The sequence below is a fragment of the Polaribacter sp. 2405UD43-2 genome, assembly GCF_058147125.1.
Genome location: NZ_JBYVJX010000004.1, coordinates 68,027 through 80,781 on the forward strand (window position 1 = coordinate 68,027; position 12,755 = coordinate 80,781).

At 28.3% G+C, this 12,755-nt stretch carries 9 protein-coding genes; 6 read left to right on the forward strand and 3 right to left on the reverse strand.

From position 1 onward, the window contains the following. Positions 1 to 105: 105 nt before the first annotated feature. Complete coding sequence (locus ACY2RX_RS07140) at positions 106 to 4,491, reverse strand: translocation/assembly module TamB domain-containing protein (RefSeq protein ID WP_490103279.1); 4,386 nt, start codon at positions 4,489 to 4,491, stop codon at positions 106 to 108. Positions 4,492 to 4,726: 235 nt separating this feature from the next. Here ACY2RX_RS07140 and tsaD point away from each other — a divergent pair, with 235 nt between their 5' ends. The 4 genes from tsaD (at position 4,727) to ACY2RX_RS07160 (ending at position 9,242) form a co-directional block, all read left to right on the forward strand. Further along, a complete protein-coding gene (tsaD, locus tag ACY2RX_RS07145; RefSeq protein ID WP_490103455.1) occupies positions 4,727 to 5,752 on the forward strand; it encodes a tRNA (adenosine(37)-N6)-threonylcarbamoyltransferase complex transferase subunit TsaD in 1,026 nt (341 codons plus the stop codon). Between the two features lie 7 nt (positions 5,753 to 5,759). Then, positions 5,760 to 7,616: an LTA synthase family protein gene (locus ACY2RX_RS07150; RefSeq protein WP_490103280.1), complete on the forward strand. Its 1,857-nt coding sequence runs from the start codon at positions 5,760 to 5,762 to the stop codon at positions 7,614 to 7,616. A 100-nt stretch (positions 7,617 to 7,716) separates the two neighbouring features. Next, the gene (locus ACY2RX_RS07155) at positions 7,717 to 8,196 is read left to right on the forward strand and encodes a hypothetical protein (protein ID WP_490103281.1); all 480 of its coding nucleotides are present in this window, start codon (positions 7,717 to 7,719) and stop codon (positions 8,194 to 8,196) included. A gap of 260 nt (positions 8,197 to 8,456) precedes the next feature. Next, positions 8,457 to 9,242: a hypothetical protein gene (locus ACY2RX_RS07160; RefSeq protein WP_490103282.1), complete on the forward strand. Its 786-nt coding sequence runs from the start codon at positions 8,457 to 8,459 to the stop codon at positions 9,240 to 9,242. A 102-nt stretch (positions 9,243 to 9,344) separates the two neighbouring features. Here ACY2RX_RS07160 and rlmF read toward each other — a convergent pair whose 3' ends face one another. Beyond that, on the reverse strand, positions 9,345 to 10,193 hold the full coding sequence (gene rlmF / locus ACY2RX_RS07165) for a 23S rRNA (adenine(1618)-N(6))-methyltransferase RlmF (protein WP_490103283.1): 849 nt from the start codon (positions 10,191 to 10,193) through the stop codon (positions 9,345 to 9,347). Between the two features lie 32 nt (positions 10,194 to 10,225). Between rlmF and ACY2RX_RS07170 the strand changes: the two genes are divergently transcribed. Beyond that, entirely contained in the window at positions 10,226 to 10,825 is a 600-nt protein-coding gene (locus tag ACY2RX_RS07170; protein WP_490103284.1) for a hypothetical protein, read from the forward strand. A 4-nt stretch (positions 10,826 to 10,829) separates the two neighbouring features. Then, a complete protein-coding gene (locus ACY2RX_RS07175) occupies positions 10,830 to 11,120 on the forward strand; it encodes a hypothetical protein (RefSeq protein WP_490103285.1) in 291 nt (96 codons plus the stop codon). On the opposite strand, the gene bshC is transcribed toward ACY2RX_RS07175, so the two are convergent. Continuing rightward, a complete protein-coding gene (bshC, locus tag ACY2RX_RS07180) occupies positions 11,115 to 12,707 on the reverse strand; it encodes a bacillithiol biosynthesis cysteine-adding enzyme BshC (protein WP_490103286.1) in 1,593 nt (530 codons plus the stop codon). The two genes, ACY2RX_RS07175 and bshC, sit on opposite strands and share 6 nt — an antisense overlap. Positions 12,708 to 12,755: the final 48 nt, after the last annotated feature.

Consider the following 12,755-nt stretch of genomic DNA (forward strand, 5'->3'; position numbering starts at 1 on the left):
GTTGATAAATTGTTGCTATTTATTTTTAACAACAAAGGTTTTTTATACGTTTATAAAAACAAATTTAAGCTAAATAACCAATGATAAAATATTAGCTTTTGTACACTAATTTCCTTCAAAATTATCAAACTCTTTACTATTTGTTTTAGCAGAGTCTTTTTTTACAGGAAGTTTCTTTTTTTGTTTTTTCTTTTTCAATCCTATTTTTCTAAGTAAATCTGATAAATTATTAAAGTTTACTTGATAAGAAAGTCCAAAACCTTGTGTATACCCTTCTTCTTGTTGTGAGTATTGAATTTCATTCTGGCGATTAAAAATAATTCCTCTAAAATTACCTTCTTTGTTTAATAAAACTTCAACTTTTACTTCGCCAACAACACTAGACTGAGTTTGAGCGCCAACTGGAACACCTACTTTACCATTAATTATTACTCTATCACTTACTTGGGTACTTACAGATACATCTACCTGATTATCAATATTTAATCTATCTACATCACTCCCTCTGTTTCCTTGTTGATAATCTACTCCTAATTGAAATTTACTATCAGGGTTACTTAACAGGCTTGAAAAAGCTGCTGCCACTGCACTTGATGCTGTACTAGTAAGTTGCGCATTTGCATCAAAATCTGTTTTGTCTGGATTTGCAAAATTACCAAAAGCTAATAGCGATATAAATTGCGTTGTTTTTTCGTTTACATTATTATCATTTAAAATAAACTCTAATTCGCCTGCAATTGTTGGATCTACATTTGTTAATTGAATGTCTAATTCTTGTTTAGAACTGAATAAACCTCCAGTAATTCTGGTTACCAAATCTACTTCAATTTTTCTATTAGAATTAAAGTTTTCTAACAAAACACCTGGGTTTGCTTTTGCCTTATAAACTGCTGTTACATCTAAGTTTGCTTCGTAAGGATTTCCGTTCCAAGAAACGGTTCCTCCTTTTTGAATTACAAATGGTCTGCTTACAATACCTCCATATTTAAAATCGTACACTCCTTTATCTATGGTATAATCTCCATACATATTAAATTTACCACGTGTGTTTATTTCGATTCTTAAATTTCCTTTTCCACTACCAGACAACTGACTTCCGTAAACTTCATCTATTACAACTTGTGCAGTGGCATCTTTTGTAACATCTAAATTTATATTTAATGATAATCCTTTTAAAGATTCTCTAGCTATTTCTTTTTGTTTATCAACAATTTTTGTTTCCTTAGTTTTAAAATGGATTAGTCTGTAACTATCTACCGTTACAATATCTTTTAACGGAACCACAAATACAGTTCCTGATTTTGTTTTAGCATTTACTTCGATTGTTAGTTGATCTGTTAAACCTGTAATAGCTGCATTTCCATCAATAAAAGCAGTGCCATAATACAAGGCTTCTTCGGTGTTTTTTGTGTCTAAAACCAACAAATTATCACTTTCTATTTCAATATTTAAAAACCATTTATCAAAATTAAGATGCGTAATATCTCCTTGTAAAACTCCTTTCGTTTTATGTTTTGTATCTAAGAGAGCAATCTTTTCTAAAATAAAGGATTGCTGCTGCAAAGTAATTATAGATTCGCCTTCAAAATCATAATCAACATTTAAATAAGGAAATCTTAATCCTGCATTTTTAAGTGTTAAAGCACCATCCATTTCTGGGTTTCCTAAAAATCCTCTTAAATTAAAATTACCGGAAGCTGTACCTCTTATTGACGATAAAACGTCTTGCCCTAAAGGACTAAAAGCGTCTAAACCAAATTCTTCTAAATAAACTTCTAAATCTATTAAAGGTCTTTTTGTGGAAAAATCTAAATTCCCAGTTGCAGCTATACTTTTAACTTTTTTATTTTCTATGGATAAATCTACATCATATTTTTTGTAAGAATTATTGCCTTTTACATTTAAGGCTAAATTACCTTGTTTAAAGTTATTTACTTCAAAACCTTTAATTGCCAATGTTGCTTCTGGACTGTATTCTCCTTCTTTTTGTACAAAATCTACATTGCCAGATAATTCTCCTTTTAAAGCCAAACTATCTATAACTGGCAAAAAGCTTTGCAATCTAACTTTGGTAAAATCTGCCAATAATATTTTTTCGTTTTCTCCTTTTAAACTGCCAGTAAATTCAATTTTTTGTTCGCCAGAAACTAATTTAAATTGACTAAAGTTAAACTCATTGTTTTTTAAATCGAAGGTAATTTTATCGGTGTTTGATTTATCTGGATTTATATTCCAAACATTGTCTTTAAATTTAAATGAAGAATCTTCGAAACCAATAACAGATCTACCTTCTTTATTAAACGTATAGAAAAAATCTAGATTAAAATCTTCGTTTTTTTTATGACCTCCTTTAAATTCGGATTTAAAAAATAAGGTATCGTTTTGAGTTCTGTTTATTAAATTTAATTTGGCAATTTTATAATATTCTGTATTAATTTCATCCGCAGTTAAACTTGTGTTATATAACGGATTTTGATTGTCTGTTATCAACCTTATTTTTTTAATTTCATTTCCGTAAACATTTAGTTGTGGAGAAAAGAAATTAACTTTTAACAAGCTTTTATTTGAGTTAACGCTACCTCTTAATTTGGTTTTATTATCAATAGTTATTTTTGGGAAAAATACACTAACTACTTGATTATAAATGGTAAAATTAAAATCTATAAATTGATTTGGCTCAACTGTATAAGGTTTGTAATTTGTATAAATACTACCCAAAGCATTTTGTGCTACAAAAGGCAGTTCTGAAAACGAAAATTTACCAGAAATATATCCTTTAGCAATGTCTTTAGAATCTACTTCAATCCTTTTAATACTGTCTTTTAAGGATGAAGTTACATTGAACTTTTTGAATTCAAATTCCTCCTTTTCATTGGTATATAAAATATCATTAAAAGTGGCTTTTCCTGTAATATCATCAAACGTGTTACCTTCTATGTCTAAGGCAATTTTTCCTTTTAAAATAGAAATACTATCTCTAACAAACAGGTTAGTTTTTTTTAGATTTAAATAGGTGATGTCAGATTTAAAATCGAATTTATTTACTTTTTGTGATAAATCTGCCAAGCCATTAAATTTCATTTTAAAGTTCTCATCATCTATGGTCAAATCTCCATCAAATTTGTTATTTTGATATTGCCCATTTGCAGCTATATTCTTATAAGCATACTTGTTAAAATTTAATTCTGATACATTACCAATAAATGATGTGTTGATACTTTCTAGCTTAAATCCTTTTCCATTAACATCGCCTTTTAAAGAGACTTTACCAAAAATAGCATCATTAAATAAAACACCAACATCAAAAGATTTTAACTCTATTTCACCACTATAAGAAGCATAATCTATGTCATCTAACTCAGAAATTTGTAAGTCAGAAATAATTGTACCAATTTCAGATTTTAAGTTAACAGTGGCATTCATTTGCTCTGGAGTAACATTTATTTTACCTCTAGCTGTAAACTTGCCAAACTTACTAAATTCAGTTGGCAAGGTTTTTCCTAAAACGTTTGGCAAAATACTTTTTAGCTTACCATAAGTTGCTGTAAGATTTTTTAAATCTCCTTCAAAAATAAATCCTCTTTCATTATTTACTGCATTTACAAAAGCTAAATTTCCAATTATTTTAATACCTTGATTTGTATATGAATTTAAGTTATAGAGTCCAAAATTATTAAGTTTCCCATCTAATTTTCCAGAAAAATTAATTTTATCATTTCCACTTAACTCATTATAATATTTTTTTAAATCGGTTACAGCCAATTTGCTTTTTTTAAAATTCGCTTTGATTTGTACTTTGTTATTAAAATCGACTAAATCTTCTCTTTTGTAGGTAAAATTAATATCTGCTTTTAAATCAGATTTTCTTGTTTGCAAAGTTGTTTTTTTAAAACGCATTGCTGTTAAAGAATAAGAAAAATCGGTAGTTAAATTGGTTACTTCTAATCCTCTATTATCTACAAAATAGAGTCCTCTAATTTTAGTTGAAAAATCTGGACCAGAAATTAACATATCTTGTAAGTTTCCTCCAGTTTTATCCGCAGAAAATAAAAGAGAATCTTTTTTATTAGCATCAATTAATTTAAAACTTAAATTATTTACATACACATCCGAAGATCTTAATATAAAAGGATTTGCTAAAGAATCTGTTGGACTTCCATCATCAAAACTATCAATAAAAACAGCCATATTATCATCAGTTTCTCCTTTGTAAGTCTTCATATAAAAATGAACTCCATCTAAAGAAATACTTCCTAAATTTACTTCGTTATCTAAAACTCTTTTGGCATTTAAGACAGAAGTTTTTAATTTGTTTACAAAAATTAAAGTGTCTAAATGATGGTCTCTAATTTCTACACCTTTTAAACGAACACTTCCTAAGAAAGATAAATCTATTTTTTTAATAGAAATATTGGTGTTAAAATCTTCGTTTAACTTTTTGGTAGCATAATTTCCTAATTTTGTTTGAATGGCAGGTATAGAAAGCAGCATACTAATCAGCAGTAAAAAGAGCACTAAGTACCCAAGCCATTTTAGTATTTTTTTTCCAACTTTTTTAATGATTTCTCTTTTTTAAGATTGATAAAAGTAAGTAGTAATAATAATCAAAAACTTTACCATTTATTACAAAGAACGTGCAAATTTAACAAAGAATTAAATTTCTATTCTTAAAAAAGACTAAGAAGATAAAATTATGTTTAATTTTGCTTTAAAATATCGTTTTTTAATGCAAAAACCTGTTTATATTTTAGGAATTGAATCTTCATGCGATGATACAAGTGCGTCTGTAATTTGCGATGCAAAAGTTTTAAGCAATGTTGTGGCAAATCAAGAAATTCATTCTAAATATGGTGGTGTTGTTCCAGAATTGGCATCAAGAGCACATCAACAAAACATTGTACCTGTTGTACAACAAGCTATTAAGCAAGCCCATATTACAAAAAAAGATTTATCTGCAATTGCATTTACTAGAGGACCAGGCTTAATGGGTTCTTTATTAGTTGGTACTTCTTTTGCAAAATCGTTAGCCTTAGGTTTGCAAATTCCTTTAATTGATGTAAACCATATGCAAGCACATATTTTAGCACATTTTATTAAAGAAGAAAATAGCAAAATACCTCCTTTTCCTTTTTTATGTTTAACAATTAGCGGAGGTCATACACAGATTGTAAAAATTACCAACCATTTTAAAATGGAAATTTTAGGAGAAACTATTGATGATGCTGTAGGTGAAGCTTTTGATAAATCTGCAAAAATTTTAGGACTACCTTATCCTGGTGGACCTTTAATAGACAAATACGCAAAACTTGGAAACCCAAAAGCGTTTCAATTTACAAAACCAAAAGTGGGCGATTTAGACTTTAGTTTTAGCGGATTAAAAACAGGAATTTTATATTTTATTCAAAAACAACAACGCATAAATCCGCAATTTATTGAAGAAAATTTAAATGATATTTGTGCTTCAATACAATACACAATTGTAGAAATTTTAATTGATAAATTAAAAAATGCCGTTAAAAAAACCAACATTAAACATATTGCAATTGCTGGTGGGGTTTCTGCAAATTCAGCAATTAGAAATCGTTTAGAATTAGCCCAAAAACATTTTGGATGGACAACCTATATTCCTAAATTTGAATACACAACAGACAATGCTGCAATGATTGCAATTACAGGATATTTAAAGTTTTTAAACAACGATTATTCTAATGTTTCTATAACCGCAAAAGCAAGATTAAAAGTTACAGAGTAATAAACCTATGAAAACTTTTCTCAATCGTCTTTTTTTAAACATTACCTATTTCTTTTTATGGGTAATTTATTTTGTATTTGCGCGTTTATTTTTCTTGCTTTTTGAGTTTGATAAAACTCAAGAACTAGGTTTTATAACCACTCTTAAAACTTTTTTATACGGTTTACAATTAGATTTTTCTTTTGCAGGTTATTTATGTGCTATTCCTTTTTTGCTAATCCTATTTACAGTTTTTATCCATCAAAAAAAAATAGCTCAAATTCTAAAATGGTATTCTGCAATGCTACTTATTTTTATTAGTCTACTTTTAATTATTGATGCCAGTTTGTATGGTGCTTGGGGGGTGCGTTTAGACACTTCTATACTGCCGTATTTAAACACACCAGAATTAATGATTTCTTCTGCTTCTACTTTTCAATTGGTTTTAGGAATCTTTTTTTGGATACTCATTTCTTTTATTTTTATCAAATTTTTTAATAAAATAATCGAAAAAAGAATGCACAAAGTAGCAAAAAGCAACTGGTTACAAGCACCCGCTTTTTTGTTGATTACGGGTTTATTAATTTTCCCAATAAGAGGTGGTTTACAAACAATACCAGTAAACCAAAGTAATGTTTATTTTTCTGATAAAATGTTTGCAAATCATGCAGCAATTAATTTTATCTGGAACTTTTTTAACACACTAACTCATAAAACTGATGGCACAAATCCTTATACATATTTTGATAATCAAACTGCTAAAAACATTATCAATAAAACCAAAAACAAACTTTTAACTGCTGACATTGACAGTATTTTAAACACAAAAAAACCGAATATAATTTTAATTCTTTGGGAAAGTTTATCTGCTAAAGTTGTAGGTTCTTTAGGAGGCGAACCCAATGTAACCCCCAATTTAAATAACTTATCTAAAAAAGGTATTTTATTTACCAATTTTTACGCAAATGGTGACAGAACTGACAAAGGAATTCCGGCTATTTTAAGCGGTTATTACCCACAACCATTTAAAAGAATTATGAGAATGCCTAACAAAACTAGAAGTTTACCTATGTTGCCAAAAAAAATGAAAAAATTAGGCTATAAAACTTCGTTTTATTATGGTGGCGATTTAAATTTTGGCAATATGAACACCTATTTAAGAAATGCAGAAATTAACACTATTGTTGACGGAAGCGTGTTTGACAAAAAAGATTGGAACTCTAAATGGGGAGCTTATGATGATGTTTTTATGGAACGTTTTGCCAAAGATTTATCAATTCAACAAAAAGAACCTTTCTTTAAAATCGCTTTAACGCTTACAAGTCATGAGCCTTATGAAATTCGAGGCGAATATAAATTCGGAAAAAATTCTGAAGATAATCTATATAGAAGTTCTCACTTTTATACGGATGCTGTAATTGGTAATTTTATAAATTTTGCTAAAAAGCAAGATTGGTATAAAAACACTTTAATTGTTATTATGGCTGATCATGGACACAGTTCTCCTAAACATAAAGGTCCTTATTTTTCTCCTAAAAAATTTAGGATTCCTATGTTGTGGTTAGGTGGCGCATTAAATAAAAAAGAAATAGAAATAAATACCGTTTCTAGCCAAGTAGATTTTTCTTATACCTTGTTAGATTTGTTAGGTGCAGATAACAAAGACTTTGTTTTTAGTAAAAATATTTTTAATACTTCTGATAAACAATATGCGCATTACACTTTTAATAAAGGCTATGGAACCCTCACCAAAAATGGCATTTTTATTTATGATTATATTGGTAAAAAACCAATTTTAGAAACTGGCAAAAACACGAAAATGTTAGACTCTCTAGGTAAAGCATTAACACAAGATTCTTATCAAGATTTTTTAGAGAGAAAATAGGTGTTTTTCCTATTGATTTTCTTGACTGAAAAAAACTAACTTCGCTAACTACGAATATAAAACATTGAAACGTTGCATAAACGTGTTTACGTTGGCAATAATGTCAGAAACACTTGTCAATATAAAACAAATAATTACAACAATATTTTTCTTAACATCAATAATCAGTTATTCTCAACTTAATTTGACTTTCGAAGAAGTTCAAAAGAAATTCGGAACCAAAAATATAACCGAAACTCAAATCGATGAAAATCATTTTGAGGTAAAAAAACTAAATGAAACGGAAACAATTAAATTCACTTACAATATTAAAAATATCGTGACTATGATTGAAGTTGAAAACAAACAAATAATTGATAATAGCAGATTTCATAAACTTGCAAAAGAACTTAATCCGAAATTTAAATTAACATCTTCTGGAAATACTGAAACTATAAATTTTTATTATGACTCGAAAAATGAACTTTTAAATATTAAAGTATATAAAACAAATAAAAAGTCCAAACTGAAAAAAGTTATTTTTATTTCAGACACTAAAATAATTTCGGAATTAATTCCTGACATAAAAAAGTGGAAATAAATACTATTGCCAACAACGTGTATAAAAAATTGCGTAGTTTAGTGCTTTACCAAAGTCAGTTGCAATTTTGCTACGTCTGATTTTCCCTTCGAAAAATCCTCGCACTTTTGCTATCTTTGGTACTTAACTCGGAAAAATCTTGCCGATTTTTCCGTAACGAAATCATACACTAAACCGTTCGGCGGCATCAAGCCCTAGCGGACTAATGCCGCCGAACGTCCGCGCAGCTGCGCGGACGTTGGTGGTAATTTGAGAAAAGAATGGGAAATAGAGCAAACTTAATTCTTCAGAAGAAGAATTCGAATAATAAATTGGTTCTTGAAGCGAATAACCAATTGCCCTTTTTTTGGTTGTTAATTTTAGACTTGAATACAATCGAAAAAAACGAGGAACGATTTCTAAATTGCTTTGAAGGTCAAAATGCGAATTGCGAACGTAATTTTAAAATAAATAAAACAGTTTTAGAGAAAAACGTAAAAACCGCAAAAGAATATATTAAAAAATTTCATCCCGATTTAACTACAAAATATGAACAGTTCTCTGAATATATCATATATATAATATCGGAAGACTTTATTGAGTTAGATTTTATAGAAATCACAAATTTCTATTCTTCACCAACTGAATTTCTAAACGAGATTAAAAAGACATTAACTTCTATTGAGGAAATGACTTCATTGGATAAAAAAGATTTGTCTGAATATCTTTCCAATACAAGTTATTTTTATCTAGTAGGATACGATAATTACGTTAATATTGAACAAAAATTTTCTGATTTCAGTAAAGATTATAATCAATTACATATTGACATAAAAAAAGAAAAAGAAAGAGTAAATAAGCTCAAAAAGAGAGATAAAAGAAAAAAAATGCTCTACGCACTTTTAATAAGTTTTATTGGTCTATTAATGCTAATTGTCCATATAATTAGAATTGTTTACGATAAAAACTTAAAATTGGGAAAAGGAATTTTTGGTATTGCTTTTGGCTTACTGATTATAATATATGGCTTTAAAAAGTATAAAAAAACTACCACCAACACCGTATAAAAATAATGCGTAGTTTAGTACAAAATCAAAAGTTAGTGCGTATTTGGTCACTCTGATTTTCCTATCGGAAAACCCTCGCCACAAACACGTTAGCAAATCTGTTTAAAACCGCCAACAAATAATACGTGTAACTTTATTTCCTTGCGTCATCGGAATAATTTTAAATTCTTTTACTCCTAGCTTCTTTCCAGACTTCTGTAAACTTTCTACATTTTCCTTTTTAGAAACTAAACTTGTAAACCATTTGCTAGCATCTGGTAGTTGAGAACTTTCATACAAATAGGTATGTAAAAAAGCTTTTTCTCCACCAACATACCAAAGTTCATTATTATTTCCTGCAAAATTACGGACAGCGTTATTTCCTAAATTTCTAGTTTTTCTTCTATTAGCTCCTTGAGCTTCTTCAGCAGATTTATAAAAAGGAGGATTACACATTGTAACTGTAAAAGAATCCTCTTCTTCTATAATTCCTTTTAAAATGTTTTCTTCTTTAAATTGCTGACGTAATTCTATAAATTCATCAAAATTATTATCATCAATAATATCTTGTGCAGAATCTAACGAGTCTAAATCAATATCTGTGGCAACAAAATTCCATTTGTATTCTGCAACACCTAATAACGGATACACACAACTTGCGCCAGTACCAATATCTAATACTTTTACATCAGTTTCGTTACCAATCAAATCTGCTAAATGATGAATATAATCTACACGTCCAGGAATTGGCGGACATAAATTGTCATCAGAAAAATTCCAATCTTTAATTCCGTAATATGCAAGCAACAAGGCTTTATTAAACTCTTTTACCGCTTTTGGGTCAGAAAAATCGATGGTAATTCTCTCAAATCTTTCAATAAGAAAAGGTTTTATTTTTGGATACTTTTCTGATAAAAAATCAAAATCATAACCATTGTTGTGCTTGTTTTTTGGATGTAAAGATTTACTCATTTATAATCATCTATTTTACTATTTTTGCTGCTATGTTTACAAATACTTCAGCATTTACAAAAGTACTACTAAAAGCCACTGTAAAAATAACAATTGCTGGTTTTTTAATTGGTTTTTTACATCAATATGATTGGCTAGTTGCTTTAATGCTATTTGCTAAAGTAGCTTTTGAAGTGTATGCTAGAGTTTACAAAAACAAAAATTACTTATTTTTAGTGGGTATTATTTTAACTTGTATAGCTGGTTTAATTGGAGAAAATTGGGGCGTTTCTAATGGTTTTTGGGAATATCACGATGTTCACAGAAACTTACCTTTATGGTTACCTTTTGCTTGGATGTTGGCTTTTAGTTTTTTATATAAATTAGAAGTGAGAACGATTCCTTTACTGAAAGATAAGTCGTTAAGAAACAAACTTATTTTAACTGTTATTTACGTGATTTTCTTTCCTGCATTTGGAGAAATCATCACCATAAAAACCGGTGTTTGGACCTATTATTGGCCTTATCAACTTTTTGGAGTTCCATTATATGCCTTATTTTGTTTGGTTTTTGTACATATGATGGTAAACCTAGTTTTAGTTTGGGCAAATAAAAAATACAATTGGAAAGATGATGTTTTTACGCTTTATTAAAAAAATGAAAAATAACTCTAAAGATTATTATATAAATCAAAAGAAAAAAAGCATACAAAAATGGGAAAAAACTAGGAAAAATAGAACTAAGTTTGCTTTCAAAAAATCTTTTTTTGACGCTTTAATTTATGGTTTAGGAATTCCTTTTATTATTAGTGGTTTTCCTACAATAGAAAATATGTTTAGGTATTCTATCTTTTTTAGTTTAACATTCATAATTTTCTTTTTAATCCATTTTTATATAACTTTTAAAATCAAAGAAAAATACTATCAGAAAACAAAAAAAGAACTATAACTCTAAAACGGTAAATTCTAACTCTAAAGGTTTTAAGTTTTCTTTTAACGCTTTTATAAAGTTATTTCCATACTCTAAATAATATTCAGAAAAGTTACGTTGACGTTCTTCTAAACTTTGATTTGGCAAGACTTCGTTTTGTAATTCTATAATTCTGGTAACCAAATCTTTTTGCTTTCGTTTTTCTGCTCTTAATAAACGTTTTTCTAAGTTTTCTAATCCTTTTTGCTGTTTTCTTTCTTGTGCATTAACTGCTCCTACAAAAGATAAATCTGTTTTGTTTGCTACTCTTCTTAAAGCTAAAAACTGTTCGTTTAATAAAACTTTTGCATCTTGAAAACTAAATTGAATATCAGAATTTTCTTTAATTTTTAGTTTTAATAATTCATTTTGTTTTAAAAAAACTTCTTCTAAAAAAACATTAAGGTTAGCTAATTTTTTCGCTTGTTTTCCTGACAAAACTTGTACAGAATTACGCAATAACAAAATTGGAAAAGGAACATTTACGCTTTCGAAATAAGCTTTTAATTCTAACCAATATGCAATTTCTCCTCCACCTCCTATATAACAAATATTTGGTAAAATTACCTCTTGATACAAAGGCCTCATTATTACATTTGGCGAAAAAGCTTTTGGATTATTTGCTACTTCTTGTAAAATTTCTTCTTTAGAAAAAGTGATTTCTGTATTATTAACTTTATAAATTCCGTTTTCAAAAATGATGCGTTCTCTAAAATTATCACCCAAATAAAATAAGTTGATTTCTCTCGGATTTACCTGAATTTTATACTTTTTTTCTAAAGATAAAATAGTTTTTGAAACCGCTTTAAACGAAGTTTTATTTTCCAATTCATCTTTTACAATTGGAGCAAATAATTGTTTTAAATTCACGTCATCTCCATCAATAATTACCAAACCAAAATCGCTAAACAATTCATTTGCAATATAACGTGTTGCATTTGCTAAATTTTGATGCTTTAAATATCCATCAGTAAACAATTGCTTTAAATATTGTGCATTTTTAGAATTTCCTAAATGATTTGAAAAAACTTCAAAAACATCCTCTAAACCATCCGTAGAAAAACGACCAACTGCGCCACCATCTTCTCTATTCCATTGTACTTTTTTACCATCAAAATTAAAATAATTAATTTCATCAAAATCGTGATCTTCTGTTGCCATCCAATAAATTGGCACAAAATTTTGCTCAGGAAATTTTTCTGATAATTCTTCACATAAATTAATGGTAGACAGTATTTTATATAAAAAATACAAGGGTCCTGTAAACAAATTTAATTGATGACCAGTAGTTACTGTAAAAGTATTCTGCAACTTTAAGCTTTCTATTTTTTCTTCAGATTTTTCAGAAATCTTAAAACCTTTGTATTGCTTTTTTAGGGCATCTACCAGAACGAATCTATTTTGTAATCGAAAAGAATTTTGCTTTTCTTCTATCTGATTATAAAAACCAGCAATGTTTGGAAAGTTATTGTAAAACGGTTGTATGGTTTTTTTTTGCTCTAAATAATCTAGCATTGTTTTAGAGAAAAAACCTGTTTTTTTAAATGGAATGTGCGTTACTTTCATAATTAAAATGGAATCACACGGTTTTTACAACAATCAGATTCTAAAATA